The 17,653-nt window shown below is 71.4% G+C and carries 19 protein-coding genes; 7 read left to right on the top strand and 12 right to left on the bottom strand.

Going from position 1 to position 17,653, the window contains the following annotated elements; translation table 11 throughout:
• Positions 1–7: 7 nt before the first annotated feature.
• On the top strand, positions 8–688 hold the full coding sequence (locus VEL82_07995) for a DedA family protein (protein ID HXW67796.1): 681 nt from the start codon (positions 8–10) through the stop codon (positions 686–688).
• Here the strand turns inward: VEL82_07995 and VEL82_08000 are convergent, their stop codons facing one another.
• Positions 689–2,038: a dihydroorotase family protein gene (locus tag VEL82_08000; GenBank protein ID HXW67797.1), complete on the bottom strand. Its 1,350-nt coding sequence runs from the start codon at positions 2,036–2,038 to the stop codon at positions 689–691.
• An 80-nt stretch (positions 2,039–2,118) separates the two neighbouring features.
• Between VEL82_08000 and purM the strand changes: the two genes are divergently transcribed.
• Together purM and VEL82_08010 are read left to right on the top strand one after the other, a co-directional pair.
• A complete protein-coding gene (gene purM / locus VEL82_08005; protein HXW67798.1) occupies positions 2,119–3,180 on the top strand; it encodes a phosphoribosylformylglycinamidine cyclo-ligase in 1,062 nt (353 codons plus the stop codon).
• A gap of 61 nt (positions 3,181–3,241) precedes the next feature.
• Positions 3,242–4,186 (top strand): DMT family transporter, encoded by a 945-nt coding sequence (locus tag VEL82_08010; GenBank protein ID HXW67799.1) that lies wholly within the window; start codon positions 3,242–3,244, stop codon positions 4,184–4,186.
• Here VEL82_08010 and VEL82_08015 read toward each other — a convergent pair.
• Positions 4,183–6,642 (bottom strand): DNA polymerase domain-containing protein, encoded by a 2,460-nt coding sequence (locus VEL82_08015; protein HXW67800.1) that lies wholly within the window; start codon positions 6,640–6,642, stop codon positions 4,183–4,185. The two genes, VEL82_08010 and VEL82_08015, sit on opposite strands and share 4 nt — an antisense overlap.
• Positions 6,643–6,664: 22 nt before the next feature.
• The gene (locus tag VEL82_08020; protein ID HXW67801.1) at positions 6,665–7,279 is read right to left on the bottom strand and encodes a uracil-DNA glycosylase; all 615 of its coding nucleotides are present in this window, start codon (positions 7,277–7,279) and stop codon (positions 6,665–6,667) included.
• Between the two features lie 92 nt (positions 7,280–7,371).
• On the opposite strand from VEL82_08020, the gene VEL82_08025 reads away from it, so the two are divergent.
• The 3 genes from VEL82_08025 to VEL82_08035 are packed head-to-tail and all read left to right on the top strand — an operon-like array spanning position 7,372 to position 10,689.
• Positions 7,372–7,806: a 30S ribosomal protein S12 gene (locus tag VEL82_08025; GenBank protein ID HXW67802.1), complete on the top strand. Its 435-nt coding sequence runs from the start codon at positions 7,372–7,374 to the stop codon at positions 7,804–7,806.
• The gene (locus VEL82_08030; protein ID HXW67803.1) at positions 7,803–8,465 is read left to right on the top strand and encodes a 30S ribosomal protein S7; all 663 of its coding nucleotides are present in this window, start codon (positions 7,803–7,805) and stop codon (positions 8,463–8,465) included. Before VEL82_08025 ends, VEL82_08030 begins: the two co-directional genes overlap by 4 nt.
• A 31-nt stretch (positions 8,466–8,496) precedes the next feature.
• Positions 8,497–10,689: an elongation factor EF-2 gene (locus VEL82_08035; GenBank protein HXW67804.1), complete on the top strand. Its 2,193-nt coding sequence runs from the start codon at positions 8,497–8,499 to the stop codon at positions 10,687–10,689.
• Positions 10,690–10,863: 174 nt separating this feature from the next.
• Here the strand turns inward: VEL82_08035 and VEL82_08040 are convergent, their stop codons facing one another.
• From VEL82_08040 to VEL82_08050, 3 genes are read right to left on the bottom strand one after another with little or no spacing between them, the layout of a single operon-like run.
• Complete coding sequence (locus tag VEL82_08040; GenBank protein ID HXW67805.1) at positions 10,864–11,433, bottom strand: methylated-DNA--[protein]-cysteine S-methyltransferase; 570 nt, start codon at positions 11,431–11,433, stop codon at positions 10,864–10,866.
• Positions 11,434–11,467: 34 nt separating this feature from the next.
• Positions 11,468–12,187, bottom strand: a complete 720-nt coding sequence (radB, locus tag VEL82_08045) for a DNA repair and recombination protein RadB (GenBank protein ID HXW67806.1) — start codon at positions 12,185–12,187, stop codon at positions 11,468–11,470.
• A gap of 26 nt (positions 12,188–12,213) precedes the next feature.
• Positions 12,214–13,581 (bottom strand): MBL fold metallo-hydrolase, encoded by a 1,368-nt coding sequence (locus VEL82_08050; protein HXW67807.1) that lies wholly within the window; start codon positions 13,579–13,581, stop codon positions 12,214–12,216.
• Positions 13,582–13,662: 81 nt separating this feature from the next.
• On the opposite strand from VEL82_08050, the gene VEL82_08055 reads away from it, so the two are divergent.
• The gene (locus VEL82_08055; GenBank protein HXW67808.1) at positions 13,663–14,079 is read left to right on the top strand and encodes a VOC family protein; all 417 of its coding nucleotides are present in this window, start codon (positions 13,663–13,665) and stop codon (positions 14,077–14,079) included.
• On the opposite strand, the gene VEL82_08060 is transcribed toward VEL82_08055, so the two are convergent.
• The 6 genes from VEL82_08060 to VEL82_08085 are packed head-to-tail and all read right to left on the bottom strand — an operon-like array spanning position 14,054 to position 17,638.
• Positions 14,054–14,188, bottom strand: a complete 135-nt coding sequence (locus VEL82_08060; GenBank protein ID HXW67809.1) for a DNA-directed RNA polymerase subunit P — start codon at positions 14,186–14,188, stop codon at positions 14,054–14,056. The two genes, VEL82_08055 and VEL82_08060, sit on opposite strands and share 26 nt — an antisense overlap.
• Before the next feature lie 27 nt (positions 14,189–14,215).
• Complete coding sequence (rpl37ae, locus tag VEL82_08065; protein HXW67810.1) at positions 14,216–14,485, bottom strand: 50S ribosomal protein L37ae; 270 nt, start codon at positions 14,483–14,485, stop codon at positions 14,216–14,218.
• Positions 14,482–15,270, bottom strand: coding sequence for an exosome complex protein Rrp42 (gene rrp42 / locus VEL82_08070; protein ID HXW67811.1), 789 nt, complete (start codon positions 15,268–15,270; stop codon positions 14,482–14,484). Before rrp42 ends, rpl37ae begins: the two co-directional genes overlap by 4 nt.
• Positions 15,267–16,016: an exosome complex exonuclease Rrp41 gene (rrp41, locus tag VEL82_08075; protein ID HXW67812.1), complete on the bottom strand. Its 750-nt coding sequence runs from the start codon at positions 16,014–16,016 to the stop codon at positions 15,267–15,269. The genes rrp42 and rrp41 overlap by 4 nt, the downstream gene beginning before the upstream one ends.
• A gap of 20 nt (positions 16,017–16,036) precedes the next feature.
• Positions 16,037–16,906 (bottom strand): exosome complex RNA-binding protein Rrp4, encoded by an 870-nt coding sequence (gene rrp4 / locus VEL82_08080; protein HXW67813.1) that lies wholly within the window; start codon positions 16,904–16,906, stop codon positions 16,037–16,039.
• Between the two features lie 36 nt (positions 16,907–16,942).
• On the bottom strand, positions 16,943–17,638 hold the full coding sequence (locus VEL82_08085; GenBank protein HXW67814.1) for a ribosome assembly factor SBDS: 696 nt from the start codon (positions 17,636–17,638) through the stop codon (positions 16,943–16,945).
• Positions 17,639–17,653 lie beyond the last annotated feature (15 nt).

The raw sequence follows: 17,653 nt of genomic DNA on the forward strand, positions 1-17,653 counted from the left end.
ACCGAGCGTGACGTTCTCCCTCATCGGCTCCCTGATCGACGGGATCACGCTGGTCCTCGGCACGATCGGCCTCCCCGGCCTCTTCGCGCTCATGGTGGTCGAGAGCTTCGGAATCCCGCCGATCCCGAGCGAGGTGATCCTGCCGTTCGCCGGCTTCCTGGTCGCGGAGGGGACGTACCCGCTCGTCGATGCCACCGCCCTCGCCCTGGCCGGAGGGCTCGTCGGCGCCTTCGCGGCCTACGCCGTCGGCCGGTGGTGGCGCTCCCGCCTCATCGGCTGGGGCCTCGGCGCGGTGCGCATCCGCCCCGAAGACCTCGACCGGGTCGACCGGTGGTTCGCGGAACGGGGGGAGGCGACGGTCGCGATCGCCCGGGTCGTGCCGATCGTCCGCAGCTACGTGAGCTATCCGGCGGGGACCGCCCGCATGAGCCCGGTCCGCTTCGGTGCCTACACGCTGCTCGGTTCCGCCCCGTGGACGATCGGCCTCCTCTTCGCCGGCGTCGCCCTCGGCGCGGACTGGTACCTCCTCGAGGCCTACCTCGCGCCGCTCGACTACGCCTTCGTCGCTCTCCTGGTCGCCGGGGCGGGCTACGTGGGGCTGCTCGCCGCCGGCCGCATCACCCCGGGCTGGCCTCCGCGGCGCCGCGCCCGCGCGTCGGATCCCGACCCTCCGGCCGGCCCCGGGTAGCTAGCGCGACGCCGCCGGCGACGGGGGCCGCGCATAGTCCGGCCGCACGACGCGGCCGGTCGGCGACCCGACGTACTCACCGGCCTCGACGATCCGCTCCCCGTCGCGGTAGTGTTCGCGGGGAAGGACCGCTTCCCACCCCTCGAACGGCGTCCAGCCGCAGGCGCTGTGCAGGTGCGCTCCGGCGAGCCGGCGTCGAGCGCGGAAGTCGACGACGACGAGATGCGCCCGGTGGCCGGGAGCGAGGCGGCCCATCGGTTGACCGAGCCAGCGCGCCGGCCGATCGATCGCCGCCCGGACCAGGGTGCCGAGGTCGAGGGCGCCGGCCCGGACGCGCTCCAGTAGGAGCGGCAGCATCGTCTCGACCCCCGGGACGCCGCTCGGCGCCCGGTCGAACGGCGCGTCCTTCTCCGCGGCCGGGTGGGGCGCGTGATCGCTGGCGAGGAACGGGATCTCTCCTTGAGCGAACGCGGTCCAGAGGGCCCCCCGCTCCCGCTCGGCGCGCAACGGAGGATTGACCTTGAAGCGGCCGCCGGTCCCCGAGGCATCGGAGAGCAGGAGGTGGTGCGGCGTTACCTCGGAGGCGGCCGCGACGCCTACCGCCCGGCGGAGCGCGGTGACGCTCGTGATGTGCGCGACGTTGCATCGGAGCGACGGGGGTGCGCTCGCGAGCCGATCGATCGCGGCGAGCTCGGCAGCGATCGGTCGGACGGCGTTCCAACCGACCGGGTCCGCGGCGGACGTCCCGGCCGAAAAGCGGTCCGGATCCTCTGCATGGACCGAGAGGGCGAGCCCGGTCTCCGCCACGCGCCCGAAGAGCCCGGGCAGGCCGGCCGGGAGCGGCGCCCGCTCGATCCCCGTGGTCGGACTCAGGTACATCTTGAAGCCGCCGGCGAAGCGACCCAGCGACTCGATCGCCGCCGACTCCGAGGCCGCCGCGTAGAGGAGCACGTCGATCGCGGCGCGGCCGGGCACGCGCGCGGCCTTCTCCTCCAGTCGCTCGCGGTCGGTCACCGGCGGGAGCGTGTTCGGCATGTCCGCGATCAGCCCCACGCCCCCGATCGCGGCCGCGATCGTACCGGTCGCGAAGCTCTCGGCCGCCAGCGGACCGCCGGGGTCGCGAAAGTGAACGTGGAGGTCGGTGGCCGCCGGCAGGATCACGGCGTCCCCGAGGTCGCGCCGGGGCGCGCCGGTCCGCACCTTGCCGACCGACGCGATGCGCCCGTCGTCGCCGATCGCGATCTCGACCGGCTCGAGCCGGCCGTGGACGAGCGCACGGCCGGCCAGGATCAGCGAGGTCCCCACCGTCTCGGCGGGAGCCTCGGCCCGTCTCCGCCGAGCGGGTGCCATCGCCGCTCGGACGCCGGTCCCGATAAAGAAGGAGTGCCTGCGCTCCGGGACGCTATCTCCTCGGTGCGGATTCGCCCGGCGTGGACGATCCCCCCGCCGGCGCGCCCGGCTGGACGTACGCGCGCAGTGGGGTGGACGTCGGAGCCCGCGGGCAGGCGCTGGCGGCGTTCCTCGCCGAGGTCCGGTACCGGGCGCGGCCCGATCACGGCCGACCGGTCCGGGCCCCGGGCCATTACGCCGGTCTCGTTCGGATCGGTCGCGAGACGCTCGCGGTGACCACCGACACGGTGGGCACGAAGGTGCAGCTCGCCGAGCGGCTCGGGCGATGGGAGGAGGTCGGCGAGGACCTCGTCGGGGCCAACGTCAACGACCTCGCTTCGGTCGGCGCGCGACCGGCCGGCCTCGTGGACACGATCCTGTGCGCCCGCCCGGAGCCGGCGGTCTTCGCCGCCCTCGGCCGGGGCCTCGACCGGGGACTGCGCGCGGCCGGATGCTCCCTGCTCGGCGGCGAGACCGCGGTCGTCCCTTCGATCGTCCAGGGGATCGATCTCGGGGGCACCGCGGTGGGATTCTTCCCTCGGGGCCGTCGGCCCGTGCTCGGCGAGCGGATCCGGCCGGGCGACGCCCTGCTCGGCATCCCCTCGAACGGTCTGCACGCGAACGGCTTCACCCTGGTTCGGCGACTGCTCGAGGAGCGTTCGGTCGACCTCGCTCGCCCCCGGCCCGGGGCCGCCGTCCCCCTGGGTGAGGAGCTGCTCGCGCCGACCCGGATCTACACCGGTGCGGCCGAGGCGATCGCCGCGCGGCCCGAGACGCACGGTCTCGCGCATCTGAGCGGCGGCGGGGTCCGCAACCTCGTGCGCCTGCACGCGCGGGTGGCCTTCGTGCTGGAGCGCTGGCCCCCGCCGCCCCCGCTCTTCGACTGGCTCCAGCGGCTCGGCGAGATCGCCGACGCCGAGATGTTCCGGACCTTCAACATGGGGATCGGCTTCGTCCTCGCGGTCGCGCCGACGCATCTTGCCGAGACGCGCCGCCGGATAGCGCGCGCCGGCGCGCCGGACGCGGTCGTCATCGGCCACGTGGAGCGGGGTCGCGGCGTCCGGGTCCCGAGCCGCGGTCTCTCGTTCGAAGGCTACGACTAGCGAGCAGCGGGCGGCGCGCGCGCGGCCAAACGATTATCCCGCATCCTCCCTAGCGCGCGGCGTGCCCGCCGGCCGAGCGTACCTGGGCTCGGCCGTCGGCTTCCCCCTGCTCGCCGCGTTCCTGTGGGCGCTGTACTACATCCTCGTCCTCGCCGCGACCCCGCGGTCGAACCCGTCGGCGGTGTTCGTCTACCCGTTCCTGTTCGGCGGGGTCGCCTACGCCGCCTGGACGGGGATCCGCGGCGACGGCGCGGCCTTCCTCGCCCTCTGGCGCAGTCCGGCGGCCTGGCTGAGGGTGGGCCTGCTTCTCGGCATGCAGCTCTCGGTGCTCGCGGGGACCTACCTCATCGGCCCGGTCGACGTCTCGCTGCTGTCGTTGATCGGGGACGTGGTGATCACCCCGATCTTCGTCGCCGCGGCGTTCCTGGAGTACCGCGACCGCCTCGGATCGATCGTGCTGTGGACCGGCATGATCCTGTGCGCCCTCGGGGGAGCGTTGGCGATCGTCGGCAGCGGCAGCGTCGCGGCGGTCCGGGGCTGGGGCTACCTGCTCGTGATCACCATCCCGCTCACCGTCGCCGGCTACTTTCTCGGGTCCGCGCGCGAGGGGGAGCGCACTTCCCTGAGCGCGGTCGTCGCGCAGTCGATGCTGGCCGCCGGAATCGTCGGGGTCGCGATCAGTCCGCTGCTCCCCGGCGGAACGGCGGGGCTCGCGCTCGTCGATCCGACCCCGCTGCTGCTGCTCGTCGTCACGGGCCTGACGAGCTTCTTCGTCGCGCCGCTGCTCTACTTCGACGCGATCCACCGGGCCGGATACGTCGTGCCCCCCCTGTTGATGACCGGTATCCCCGTGTTCGCGGGGATCCTGAGCTGGGGCATCCTATCGATCCCGATCCCGGCCCTCGGTCTCGTGGGAATCCCGGTCGCGGTCGGGGGCGCGATCCTCGCGCTGCGCGCGGAGACCGCCGCGCCCTCTCGAGCGGCCGCGGGCTCGCCGCCGGGCTAGGTCCAGTCACTGAGCTGGCGGTTGGTGGTCCGTCGTCGCCCCGCGCGCCCGACGTCGCTGGCGGGCGTGTCGAGCGTCGCCGGTGCTCCCGGCTCGGCGGGCTCCGTCGCGGGATCCGGCGATCCGAGCCGGCGCTGGTGGCTGCCGCGCAGGAGCGATGCGGCGTCCCAGTCGAAGACCTCGGTCACTCGTGCGAGCGTCTGCGCGACGCGGTCGGCATAGTACTCCCAGTCCGGCTGCTTGGCGAACGGGCGCCCCTCGATCCAGGGCTCGACCTCCTGCGGGCTCTTGCGCGAGTCGGTGACGATCCAGGCCACGCGCATCCCGGGGATCACGTCATAGCCCTCCTGCTGCAGCTGCCGGAACACGCGGAGGAAGGGGAGCGCGTCCCGGGTCGCGGCGTTGTACTCGCCCTCGGCACGGACCGAGCGGGCGATCACGAGCCGCTCGGGCGGCACCGCGCGCTCGCGAACGGCCTGGACGAGCTCGCGCGATCGCCGGACCGCCGCGTCGGTGTCGCCCTTGAGCACGAGGTCGAAGACCTCGAGCAGCGCATCGGACTGGTAGTCGAAGGCGTCGGATCGTCGCGTCTCGTAGCCCCGGATGACCACCTCGTCCCGGGGCCACACGGCGTGGCCGACGTACCGCTTCTTCGCGCCGTGCGAGAACAGCGCCTCGTAGACCGACTGGAACTCGAAGGTGACGCCCTCGCGCGTGAACCGCCGCGCGACCGCCTCGCCGAACTCCTTCGCGCCCTCGAGGGACGCCACCGGCGAGCGGACGAACACGCTGTCGGTGTCGGAGTAGACGACCTCGTGCCCGTCGGCCTCGAGCTCGCCGATGATCGAGGTGATCGCCGCACGCGCGAACGACGTGATCGCCGAGCCGATGTCCTTGTTCGTGAACCGGTAGAAGCTGGACGCGAGGACGCCGTAGAACGAGTTCATCAGGATCTTGACCGCGTTCTGAAGCCCGTCGTAGTACGCCCCCAGCTCGGGGGTCTCGGCCGACCGGCCGAGCTGGCGGAACCGCTCGCGGTCGGCGAGCAGGCCGGCGAGGATCCCCGGGATGATGCCAGGACGGACCTCCGCCGAGAGGAACCGGGCGCCGGACGGAGCGACCGTCGTGCCCTCGGGCGAGAGCGTGGTGAAGCAGAGGTTGTGGGAGATGATGATCGACGGGTACATCGACTTGAAGTCGAGCACCACGACCCACGGATAGAGCCCGGCGCGGATCGCGTGGACGTAGCCGCCCTCGATCGGAGCGTCCCGGCCGAGGCGGTGCGTTGGCGGCACCCCGACGGAGCGGGCGTCGGCCGCCGGGATCAGCATCGCGTCGATGAACAGCGACGTCCGGCCGTTCAGCCCCTCCTCGAGCGGCAGCCGGGCGACGGTCGCCAGGTCGGCGGCCTTCTCCATCGCGCGCAGCCTGGCGAGGATGCGCAGGGCGAGGTCCGCGTCGTGCTCGCAGTACTCCATGACGCGCCCGGGGTCGCGCCGCCACTCCTCGGAGATGTTGCGGCGGTCGACGTCGAGCTTCGTGTCGTTCAGCAGGACCCGCGCGACGTACTGGAGGCTCTCCTGCTTCGGGCGCAGGTCCCGACGGGCGGACCACCAGGCGTCCGCGACGATGCGGCCGGTGATCTTCCAGAGGCGATCGTTCGAGCTGCGCGGCTCGCCCTTCTCCCGGCCGAGCGCCAGCGGCGGCAGGCCCAGCGCCTCGGCGCGCTCGACCAGCAGCGGCAGGTCGTAGCCGCCGATGTTGTACCCCGTGATCACGTCCGGGTCCTCCTCCCGGACGATCCGAACGAACTCCTCGAGGATGGCGCGCTCCTCGATCTGACCGATGCGGAACGTCCGACGGGGCCGATCGGCGCCGTCCGCGACCCCGCAGATCGTGAAGATCGTGCGCTCACGGATCGCGTTCTCGATGTCGAAGGAGAGGACGCGCAGCGACGGGCGGAACGGCTCGGCCGGTCCGATCTCCCGCCGGTCCGTGACGACCCGCACGACGCAGGGGACCGTGTAGCGCGCCCGGATCTCCTCGGGCTCGTCCTCGGCGTCGAACGCGAGCGTGAGCCCGAGGCGCCGGTCGTAGAGGAAGCGGTGAACGAAGGGGATGTCGCAGGCGAGGACGCTGGCGTCGTCGCCCTTGCGACGGTACCGGTCCCGGTACTCGGGCACCAGCCACGGACGGTGCAGGGTCACCCGGATCGCCGCGCGGTCCCGCCCACCGACCCAGGTGGTGAGACCCTCGACGCCGACGATCTCCGGGTCGGCGGCGAGGCGCGCGCGGTCGTCGTCGGTCGGCTCCGCCAGAATGAAGTACGGCCGGAACCCGTAGTAGCGAGCGACCATCGACTCGCCCTCGCGCGTGCGGCCGAACAGCTCGACGACGACGCCGTCGTCGACGGCCTGGTACGAACCTTCGAGGAAAAACAGCTCGACCGCTCGCACGCTCCGGCGAGCCCGGGACGAGTTAAACGGGTTGCGCGGGCGTCTCGCGCAGCCAGCGCCCGAGACGCTCGACGTCGGCGCCCCAGCGCGCGGCGAGCTGTCGCGAGCGCAGCGCGGCCGCGGGGTGGATCATCGGGAAGATTGGCCCACGTCCGGCGGTGCGGGGTCGGCCGGCGGCCTGCAGCATCGCCGGAGCGGAGGGGTCCAGCACCCGGAGCGCGTGGGCGCCGAGGGTCACGAGCCGCTCGGGCGCGAGCAGGTCGAGCTGTCGCTCGAGGTACGGCCGGCAAGCGCTCGCCGCTCGCGGCTCGAACCGATTGGCGGGCGGGCGGCACTTGATGAGGTTGAGGACGCCGAAGTCGCCCGCCGCCAGTCCCAGGGATCGGATCGCCTCATCGAGCCGTCGCCCGGACCGTCCCACGAACGGGAGACCCGTCGCATCCTCCGCGGCCCCGGGCGCTTCCCCGACGAACACGATCCGGGGGGCGAGCCCTCCGCGGTAAACCACCGCATGGGTGCGCGAACGCCCCAGCGGGCACTTCTGGCACGTCGCGATCTCCCGGGAGAGCGCGCGCCACCGCCGACGCCATCCGGCAGGCGGTCTCGTCCGCGGTCCACCGGCGTACGTGCCCATCATCGCGGCGCGAGACGGCCGGCGGCACTTACGCGCTCGCTCGCCGGGACGCACCTTAAATAGGGGTACCCTGTGGCTCGGCCTCTCCGCCGATTATGCCGCCGCCGTCGGGCCTCAACACCGCCGGGCGACTCGCCGCCCTCCGCCAGCGGCGACGCTGGTCCGACCGGTACTACAAGCGGCGCACGCTCCACCTCAAGGAGCGCTCCGATCCGCTCGAGGGAGCTCCGCAGGCCCGCGGGATCGTGATCGAGAAGGTCGGCGTCGAGGCCAAGCAACCGAACTCCGCGATCCGCAAGTGCATCAAGGTCCAGCTGATCAAGAACGGGCGCCAGGTCACGGCGTTCGCCGTCGGCGACGGGGCGATCAACTTCATCGACGAGCACGACGAGGTCCTCGTCGAGGGCATCGGCGGCCGCATGGGGCGGTCGTACGGCGACATCCCCGGGGTGCGCTACAAGGTGATCCAGGTCAACGGCGTCTCGCTCGATGAGCTCGTACGCGGCCGCAAGGAGAAGCCGGCCCGATGAGCGGCGATCCGGTGCCGATCCCCCCGGCCGAGCCGACCGGCGAGGACGTCGGTCCTATCGTCCAGCGTCCCCAGCCAGCGGCTCCGCCCCCGTTCCCCGTGCCCCCGCTGTTCGGCAAGTACCCGTTCGAGGGGGTCGAGGTCCACGACCCCGGGCTCGTGCCGTACCTGTATCTGCACGCGGTCTACGCGCCCCACACGGAGGGGCGTCTCTCGGGGAAGCCGTTCCTCAAGACGCGCATGCACCTGGTCGAGCGGCTGGCGAACCACCTGATGAAGGGCGGCAAGTTCACCGGCAAGAAGTCGAAGGCGCTCGCGACGGTGCGCAGCGCGTTCGACGAGCTCGCGAAGCGAGAGGGGGCGAACCCACTGCAGCTCCTGGTCGACGCGGTCGAGAACGCCGCGCCGCGCGAGGAGGTCACGCGGCTCCAGTTCGGCGGGATCAGCGTCCCGCGGGCGGTGGATGCCTCGCCCGCCCGGCGGCTGAACGTGGCGATTCGCAACCTCGCCCTCGGCGCGATCCAGGCCTCGCGCAAGTCCACGAAGCCGATCCACACCTGCCTCGCGGACGAGATCGCGCTGGCCGCGAAGGGCAACCTGTCGAGCTTCGCCGTGGGTCGCAAGGAAGAGGTCGAACGCGTCGCCCAGTCGGCCCGCTGAGGCCGCAAGGAGGGACAGCACCGTGACGCATATCCGGGCGGAGTTGGCGAAGGCCATCCCCGAGATGATGCACCAGGTCGACAAGATCCGCAACATCGGGATCGTCGCTCACATCCATCACGGCAAGACGACCCTCAGCGACAACCTCCTCGCCGCCGCCGGCATGATCTCGAACGAGCTCGCCGGAAAGCAGTTGCTGCTCAACTTCGACGAGCAAGAGCAGGCGCGCCTCCTCACGATCAACAACGCCGACGTCTCGATCGTCCACGAGTACGAGAAATCGAACTACCTGATCAACCTCATCGACACGCCGGGCCACGTCGACTTCGGCGGGGACGTCACGCGCGCGATGCGCGCGGTCGACGGGGCGGTCGTCGTCGTCTGCGCGGTCGAGGGCGTCATGGCACAGACCGAGACGGTGCTGCGCCAGGCGCTCCGCGAGAAGGTCAAGCCGGTCCTGTTCATCAACAAGGTCGACCGAGCGATCAAGGAGCTCCAGCTGACGCCGGAATCACTGCAGCGGCGCTTCGCGACGATCATCTCCGAGGTCAACGAGCTGATACGGCGCATGGCCCCCGAGGAGTTCGTCGACGCCTGGAGCGTCGACCCGCGCGACGGGTCCGTCGCCTTCGGCTCCGGCTATGAGAACTGGGCGATCAGCGTGCCGTACATGCAGCGGACCGGCGTGAAGTTTCCCGACATCATCGAGTACGTCACGAGCGGCCGGTCGAAGGAGATCGCGCAGCGCGCGAAGATCAACGACGTGATCTTCGACATGGTGGTCAAGCACCTTCCCAGCCCGCGCGTCGCGCAGCAGTACCGCATCCCGAACATCTGGCGGGGCGACATCGGCTCGCCGATCGGTCAGGCGATGCTCGCGACGGATGCCGCGGGCCCGACGGCGTTCATGGTCACCGACATCACCATGGACCCGAACGCCGGCGAGATCGCGACCGGCCGGGTCTTCTCCGGCAAGCTGCAGAAGGGCATGGAGCTGCAGATCATCGGGACCAAGATCAAGAACCGGATCCAGCACGTCTCGCTCTTCATGGGCCCCGAGCGGCTGATGGTCGAGGAGGTCACGGCCGGCAACATCGGCGCGGTCATCGGCCTCACGGACGCGTTCGCGGGGACGACCACGTCGACGGCCGTGGACATGGTGCCGTTCGAGGAGATCCGGCACGTCTCGGAGCCGGTCGTCACGGTCGCGATCGAGCCCAAGCGGATGGCCGATCTGCCCAAGCTGATCGAGACGATGCGCAAGGTCGCCAAGGAGGACGCGAGCCTGCGGGTCGAGATCAACCCCGAAACGGGGGAGCACCTGCTGAGCGGGATGGGCGAGCTCCACCTCGAGATCACCCAGTACCGGATCGTCAACGACTACAAGGTCGAGATCGAGTCGTCCAAGCCGATCGTCGTCTACCGCGAGCTCGTCCAGCATCCGGGCGGCCCGTTCGAGGGCAAGTCCCCGAACAAGCACAACCGCTTCTACCTCGAGGTGGAGCCGCTCCCGATGCCGGTCGTCCAGGCGATCAAGGACGGCGAGGTCCCCCAGGGCAAGTCGTTCAAGGACGTCAAGACCCTCGTCACCAAGCTCGAGGGGCTGGGGATCCCGCGGGACGAGGGCCGGGGGATCGTCGCGGTCGAGGGGACGAACGTCCTGTTCGACGTCACGAAGGGCATCCAGTACCTCAACGAGACGATGGACCTCATCGTCGACGCGTTCAAGGAGGCGATGAACCGCGGCCCGCTCGCGAACGAGAAGGTCTACGGCCTCAAGGTCCGACTCGTCGACGCCAAGCTCCACGAGGACTCGATCCACCGCGGTCCGGCCCAGACGATCCCCGCCGCCCGGTCCGGGATGTACGGCGCGATGGTGCTCGCCGACCGGATCCTGCTCGAGCCGTTCCAGAAGGTGACGGTGAACGTCCCGCAGGAGGTGCTCGCCGGCGCGACCCGGGAGCTCCAGCGTCGCCGCGGCGAGATCCTCGACATGACGAGCGTCGGCGACCTGCAGACGATCACGGCGAAGGTCCCGGTCGCCGAGATGTTCGGCTTCGCCTCCGACATCCGCAGCGCGACCGCCGGCAAGGTGCTCTGGTCGACCGAGTCGATGGGCTTCGAGCCGGTGCCGGTCGAGCTCCAGCCCGGCGTGGTCGCGGAGATCCGCCAGCGCCGGGGGCTCAAGCCCGAACCCTACGACGCGGCCTACTACGCCGGGTGAGCCAGTTCCTACTACGAACTGTAGTAGCTACTTCCTTCCTTTCTTACTACGTACCGTAGTAGCTACGGCGGACATCACCTACTACGATCCGTAGTAGGTTACGTCCCAATACCTACTACGACGCATAGTAGGTAAGCGAACCGTTCGGCGCCGGGCGCGGGGATGGGCCGCGGTTCACGCCGTCGCGGAGGAGACGTCGAGCGTCCGCTGGGAGCGGTCCCGCGGCCCTTCGGCGGAGCGGGAGCGGATCGGCCAGGCACCCTCGTGGTCGAGGAGCCAGCGCTTCCTCCAGAGGCCCAGTCCGTAACCGGTGATCGAGCCCCCGGTGCCGATCACGCGATGGCAGGGGATCACGATCGGTATCGGATTGCGGGCCATGGCGCCGCCCACGGCCCGGGCGGACCCGCCGTAGCCGGCCCGACGGGCCAGCTCGGCGTAGGTGAGGGTCTGCCCCGCCCCGACGCCGCGCAGGGTCGCCCAGACGGTGCGGTCGAACTCGGAGGCGGTGTCCGGATCGACCTCGAGCTCGAAGCCGCGGCGGTCGCCGCGGAAGTACTCCTGGAGCTGGCGGGGCGGGCTGCCGGCGGGGAACGGCGCCTTGCGCCGGGCCGCACCGACCGGCGTACCGGTCTGGGCCACGCCGTTCTCGAGGAGGTCCACGACCCGCACGGTCGAACCGCGATAGGCGACGCGGAACGTACCGATCGGCGTGGGGACGTCCGCGAACTCGACGGAGAGGTCCACGGGCCGCGACACGCTGTCCTGCCTTATCTGCCTTCTAGTCCGCGGCGGGAGAGGTCGCGAAACGCTCCCCGCCGGCGACGGACTCGAGGCCCGTCGGCCCGATGCGGAACTCGGCCGAGGCCTCGGGCCGGCTCCGGTGCTTCACGAGGACCGCCCGCCGCCGCGCGCCGGCGAGGCGCTCGAAGCGCAGGATCGTCTTCGCCGCGTGGTTCAGGAACGATCCGCCGAGGGGCTCGAGGGTCCCCGCGCTCACGCTGCGCCAGACCTGGTTCGTGAGGACGACCGGGACCTCGGCCTGCAGGGCCGTCGCGACGAGCTCGGCGAGCTCCAGGCTGAGCGCCTGTCGCGCCTCGTCCTCGTCCGATCCCGACAGCGAGAGCCGGTAGTAGTAGGTCGCCGAGTCGACGACGATCAGGCCGACCGGACGCTGGCCCTCCCGGGTGAGCGCGCAGGCGGTCGCGATCGCCCGCCCCTGCTCGGCGAGGTCGCGCGGCGTGGACAGGAGGATGCGGTGCAGCAGTCGCTCGAGCTCGTCGCCCGCGATCGCCCGGAGCCGGTCGACGCTCACCCCCTCGGTGTCGACGTAGAAGACCCAGCGGTCCTCCCGCGCGGCCCGGACCGCGAGCTCGAGGCAGAACAGCGTCTTGCCGCTCCCGCCCTCCCCGTAGATCTCGGTAAGGCAGTCGGTCTCGAGCCCCCCGCCGAGGAGGCCGTCGATCGATCCGATCCCCGTCGGCCAGCGCTCGGTCGGCACGCGGCTCGCGAGAGGGTCGAGGCGCCTTAATGGCTCGGAGCGCGCGCCGCGCTCCCGATGCGGTAGGCTCTCCCGAGCTCGGGAGCGCGCACGGGGACGTCGGCGGACCCGAACGCTTCCGGATGCTCGGTGTGGATCGGGTAGACCGAGCGGGGCGCGACCGAGCGGACGATGTCGGCGAGCTCGGGCGCCGAGGCGTGGCCGCTCGCGTGCATCTGGTGGAACGCGAGCCCGAAGTGATCGAGCCAGTTGTGGAGCACCCGATCGTCGACGTCGTCCTCGCTGAACGGCTCGCTCATCGAGTGGACGAAGGGGGCGCCGCGCGGGGGTCGCAGGTCGATCAGCTCGGCGAAGTGCGGGAGGTCCAGCGCGAGCAGGTAGCGGCGTCCTTGGCCGCGCACTTCCTCGGCCGACAGCGCGGTCTCGAGGTACGGGCGCTCCCAGAGCGACGATCGCTGCTTCTTGCGGGCGTAGACCCGTAGACCCTCGGCGCGGCCCGGGACCGGTATCGATCCGGCCCGGAACCGGGGCGCCACCGCGCTCAGGAGATGCGCGGTGCGGGCCGAGACGACGAGCTCTCGGTCCGCGGCCAGCGCCGCGGTGTGGAGCGTGACGAGGCGGTCGACGTCGCGCGGGTAGGTGCACGCGAGCGCGAGACGCTCTTCCGACGCGAGGATCCGGTCCACGCCCTCCCGCACCCCCGCCTCGCTCAGGTTCGCGCGCGCGTCGGGGCCGGCCCGCGTGCCCTCGATGAGGAGCCCGTCGACCCGCTCCTGGGTGGCCGCCGCGACGAACGCAAGGGTATCGGCGGCCCGCGGACCGTGCGCGCGGAAGTCCCCCGTGTACGCGAGGCTTCCCTCGGAGGTGCGCACGAGGAAGCCGAAGGCGAACGGGATCGAGTGGTCGACGGGGAACGGTACGACCTCGATGCCGCCGACGCGGATCCGCTCCCCGCCGTGGAAGAGCCGCCACGGATGCTCGCCGTAGCGCATCTGGGTCGTCGACGTCTCGATCGCGTCGAGCAGCGTCTTGGTCCCCTCGCCGACGTGGACCGGGATCTCCGGATCGAGGAGGTGGAGGTAGCCGGCGTGGTCGGCGTGCGCGTGGCTGACGAACACCGCGTGCACCTCCGGCGGCCGGTAGGCGAGCTCGGCGTCGGCCAGCGCGGCCCGCGAGTACAGACCCGGCAGGGCGGGGATCAGGTCGAATTCGAGGAGGTCCTTCGCCGGGCAGGTCGATCGGGGTCGGAGGTAGTTCACGTAGAACTCCTGCGCGCGGCGCGAGAACGACGGTCCGAAGTCGAACAGGACGCGGTCCGGGCCGTCCTCGATGAGGATCTTGTTGCCACCGATCTCGCGCACGCCGCCGAGAAAGGTGACCGTCGCCCGGCCCACGCCGGGCCACGAGCGCTCGCGCCTTAGGGGTTTCGCGCTGTGCGGGGAACACCCCGGCCCGTGCCGGGGCCGGGGGATCCGATGGGATTCGTGTATACCGGTCTTCGGGTGACCGACCTCGAGCGTTCCCTGCGCTTCTACCGCGACGGGCTCGGGCTGGTCGAGCGCGGACGCGGCACGATGAGCCACGGCGGCACCTTCGTCGGCCTCGAGGATCCGTCGACCCACTTTCAGCTCGAGTTGAACGTCTATCCGCCGGACTCGCCGTACGCGTCCCCCTACTCGGTCGGGGAGGGGCTCGACCACCTCGGCGTCGAGGTCCCCGACGCCCGGGCGGTCATCGAGCGCCTGCGCGCGATGGGGGCCCGGATCGCGATCGAGCCCTGGCTCGAGCGCGACCGCTACTGGATCGGGTTCGTCGAGGACCCGGACGGGATTTGGATCGAGATCCAGAGCGCCGTGCCCGCGCCGCCTAGCGGGCCTTCAGCACCTTCTTGACGTTCGGGTGCTCCTTGGTGAAGATCTTCCCACCGCAGTTGTCGCACCGCACGCCGAAGAGGTTCGCGTCGGAGGGGAGGGCTTCCCCGCACCGGATGCAGCGGAACATGGAGACCGTTCGAGCGGGCCCGCGGGCTTAAGCCTTGCCGCCGCCGGCGTCCTTCTCCGTTCGCGTGATCGGCGGCGGCGGAGCGAAGACGTAGGCGTTCGAGGCGAAGCGCGTCCCGCACCGCCGGCACTCGAAGATGCCGCTCGCGACCCGGTGGAGCGTCGACGTCGAGCAGCGAGGGCACGGCGCGTTCCGCGATCGGTTCCGGTCGATCTCGAGCACGCGGCGGCGGATCCGGATCCCGTAGCGCGGCCCCATCCAGCCAGTCCGGCCGACCTTCTTCGTCCGCTTGCTCATGCGCCCTTCCCCGTCGCGATCGCGCGCATCCGGTCACCGTGGCGGAACGCCCGCTCGACGACCGACTTCACGTCGTCGGGGGAGAACGCACCGATCAGTCCCTTCTGCATCGCGACGATCTGTCCGGCTTCGTCGGTCGCCACCGTGATCCGACCCTGGCAGGCCCGCTCCTCGTCGAACGTCGGGTCGACGACGATCGCGTCGCCGAGCCGCACGAAGGTGCACTCGACCGGCTGGTGGCGGACTTCGAGGGGAAAATCGGCGTCGGCGATGCCGAAGCGCTGGGCCGGCACGACGGTGTGGGTGAGGGCCGTCAGCGCGGCGAGGAGCGAGGCGTCGATGAGGTTCCCGCCGTGGTCGAGGATGTGAACATCGACGTAGCAGACCCAGCTCTTCTCGCCGGGGGTGACGCACAGCCGCGTCAGGTCGATCGTCTCCGCCGCGCGGATCGCGCGATCGACGACCCGGGAGACCTCGATCGCGCCCGGCTGGGGGGGCCCGGGCTCGAAGATCGGGCTGGAGAGGGGCACGAGCTCGGCGTTCGTGGTCAGCACGCCGGCGTTCGGCGTGTCGGGGAACGGTTTGCCCGGCTCCAGCTTGATGCCCGCGACGGCCGTGGTGTCGCCGATGCGGACGAGCCCCGAGCCGTCCGCGGTCACCACGAAGCCCGGCTCGACCGAGATCGGCCGGTACTCGTCGGCGCCCCGGCCGTCGAGGCGCTTGCCGCTCCCGGCGAGCTCGAGGATGTGCGTCGTCAGGATCTCGGCCGTGACCTCTTCGCTCATGCCGCCGTCTCCGTCGGCGCGCTCGCGTAGCGCTCGCGCAACGCCTGCTTCATGAGGTCGTGGAGGTGGCGGCAGCCGGCGACGCCGAGATCGAGCGCCTGGGCGAGTTCCTCGCGCGTCAGGTGGCCCTCCATCTGGAGGAGCACGAGCCGGCCGGACTGCGGGACGATCGCCATCGGAAGGTCCGCCTCGCCGAAGTTGTCCTCTTCCTTCTTGAGGTCGAGGACGATCGCGCCGCCGGCCTTGCCGACGGCGACCGCGGGCAGGAGGTCGACCATCGGGATGCCCGCGTCCGCGAGCGCGACCGAGGCGGCGACGATCCCCGCGCACCGGGTGCCGGCGTTGGCCTGCAGTACCTCGATATAGACGTCGATGCTCGTGCGGGGGAATTCCTCGACGAACACCACGCTCTCGAGCGCCTCCGCGATCACCTTGCTGATCTCCTGGGATCGGCGGTCGAGGCCGGGCCGCTTGCGCTCGTCGACGCTGAAGGCGGCCATGTTGTACTTGCACTGGATGACGGCCTTCGTGTTCTGCTGGAGGTGGCGAGGGTGCACCTCCCGCGGCCCGTAGACCGCGGCCATCACCTTGTTCGCTCCCCACTCCACGAACGCCGAACCGTCGGCGTGATGGAGCGCCCCCGCCCGGATCCGGATCGCGCGCAGCTCGTCGACGCGTCGCCCGTCGATCCGGAGCCCCTCGGGGCTCAGCAGCACCGGCACCTCCTTGGCTCCCACACTTCCCATCGTTGATACCTCCTGGAACGTCACTCGGTCTCGGTGCCCTCCGAGGGCTCCGGGTCGAGATCGAGGTCGGGGTCCCGATCCTCGGGCGGACTCGAGCGGAACGGGGGCTCGGGAGCGTCCCGCCGCGCGCTCTCGGAGAGCGGGTCGTGCGGGCCCTCCTCGGCCGTGGGCCCGGTCGAGCGCAGGTAGCTATCGACCCGCTCGGTCAGCCCGCTGCGGTGGCCCTCTTCGTCGATCATGCGGAGCACGTCGCGGACCCGCTCGATCGCGGCGGGATCGCCGTCGACCCAGATCCGGCCGTTCTCCCCGACGACCATCTTCGCGCCGGTCCGCTGGAGGATCGTCTGGATCATCGAGCCGCCCCGCCCGACGACCCGGGGGACGCGGGCCGGCGAGATGCTGACGATCGTGCCGCCCTCGAGCTTGCCGAGTCCCTCGCCGTTCATCGTGACGCCGATGCGCCCGGTCGCGTCCAGGTTCTCCACCTGCACCACGACCGCGTCCCCGACCCGCAGGAACTGCTCGGTCTCGCCGACCTCGATCTTCCACGGTGTCCCGGTCATGTGCAGCGGCGCCCAGCGCGGCGCGCCGATGTCGAGCAGCCAGAAGGTGCCCTGCACGTCCGTGACGGTTCCGAGGACGACATCGGTCGGCTTCGGGATGTAGCGCCCCGACAGTGGGATCACCCGGACGAACGGCGGTCGCGGCGACAACAGGCCCAGGACGCTCGCGTAGACGCGTCCGCCGACGCGGTAGGTTCCCGGACCGGGCTTGAGGCCGCGGCTCGGGAGCTCCTCCCCGGGTAGAACTAGAGTACGGCCCCCCGCGACCGGCGGGGCCGAGCCCTCGCGGCCGTGCCGGCGGGGGCCGGGACGATGACCTCGAGCCATTGTACGTGCTGCACCGGGCCGCGCGACGGAGGTGGCCTATTTAACTAACGCGGTCTCGGCGGCGCCGCGCGTGCGCGCGTTGAGCCTCTCGTAGAGCTCCGTCTGCACACCGGCGGGGATCTCCAGGATCCCGCTCCACGAGCCGTCGCCCAGCCACTGCTCGTCGAGCAGCCGGCCGAGCCCCTTCAGGTCGCCGATCACCCGCGGGTAGTGCTGCGCGGGGAGCTTCACGCGGACCTTCACGACGTCCAGGCGGATCGGCAACAGCGGGCGGAGTTTCGCGAGGACCTCCTGCACCTGCGCATCGACGGGCCGGAACGGGTCGACGTGGACCTTCGCCTCGACCATCGCGGCCTCGATCCGCGCGCTCGGGTGCGGGGCGCCGGTCTGCGGGTTCATGGCGTTGCGGGCGATGGTCGCGACGATCTGCCGCCGCTTCGCCTCCTGCAGGCGGTGCCGCTGCTCCGTGGTGATCTGGACCTCGCCCTTCAGCACGATCTGCTTGGCGATCTCGGCAAGGCTCCGCGTGTGGAACGTCCGCTCCAGGTGCTCCTCGGAGATCTTGTCGCCCTTCTTCGCGTCCTTGAAGACCTGGTCGAGGGCCAGCTTGTCGGCGAGATCGACAACCTTGCCGTCCTTGATCGCCTGGACGGCCTCGGGGTCGACGAGGACCTCGAAGCGCGAGCCGCCGGTCTCCCAGCGGGCGATCACCGCATCCTCGACCTTGACCATCGGCGCCTCTCCCGG

The organism is Thermoplasmata archaeon (genome assembly GCA_035622275.1).
GTDB lineage: Archaea > Thermoplasmatota > Thermoplasmata > Lutacidiplasmatales > UBA184 > Lutacidiplasma.

Excerpts from the sequence above, each read along its gene's own strand:
- VEL82_08000 (HXW67797.1), bottom strand. The coding sequence starts at position 2,038 with ATGGCACCCGCTCGGCGGAGACGGGCCGAGGCTCCCGCCGAGACGGTG.
- rrp4 (HXW67813.1), bottom strand. The coding sequence starts at position 16,906 with ATGGCTCGAGGTCATCGTCCCGGCCCCCGCCGGCACGGCCGCGAGGGC.
- rrp41 (HXW67812.1), bottom strand. The coding sequence starts at position 16,016 with ATGGGAAGTGTGGGAGCCAAGGAGGTGCCGGTGCTGCTGAGCCCCGAG.
- VEL82_08055 (HXW67808.1), top strand. The coding sequence starts at position 13,663 with ATGGGATTCGTGTATACCGGTCTTCGGGTGACCGACCTCGAGCGTTCC.
- VEL82_08025 (HXW67802.1), top strand. The coding sequence starts at position 7,372 with ATGCCGCCGCCGTCGGGCCTCAACACCGCCGGGCGACTCGCCGCCCTC.
- VEL82_08030 (HXW67803.1), top strand. The coding sequence starts at position 7,803 with ATGAGCGGCGATCCGGTGCCGATCCCCCCGGCCGAGCCGACCGGCGAG.
- VEL82_08020 (HXW67801.1), bottom strand. The coding sequence starts at position 7,279 with ATGATGGGCACGTACGCCGGTGGACCGCGGACGAGACCGCCTGCCGGA.
- VEL82_08060 (HXW67809.1), bottom strand. The coding sequence starts at position 14,188 with ATGTTCCGCTGCATCCGGTGCGGGGAAGCCCTCCCCTCCGACGCGAAC.
- VEL82_08085 (HXW67814.1), bottom strand. The coding sequence starts at position 17,638 with ATGGTCAAGGTCGAGGATGCGGTGATCGCCCGCTGGGAGACCGGCGGC.
- rrp42 (HXW67811.1), bottom strand. The coding sequence starts at position 15,270 with ATGAGCGAAGAGGTCACGGCCGAGATCCTGACGACGCACATCCTCGAG.
- rpl37ae (HXW67810.1), bottom strand. The coding sequence starts at position 14,485 with ATGAGCAAGCGGACGAAGAAGGTCGGCCGGACTGGCTGGATGGGGCCG.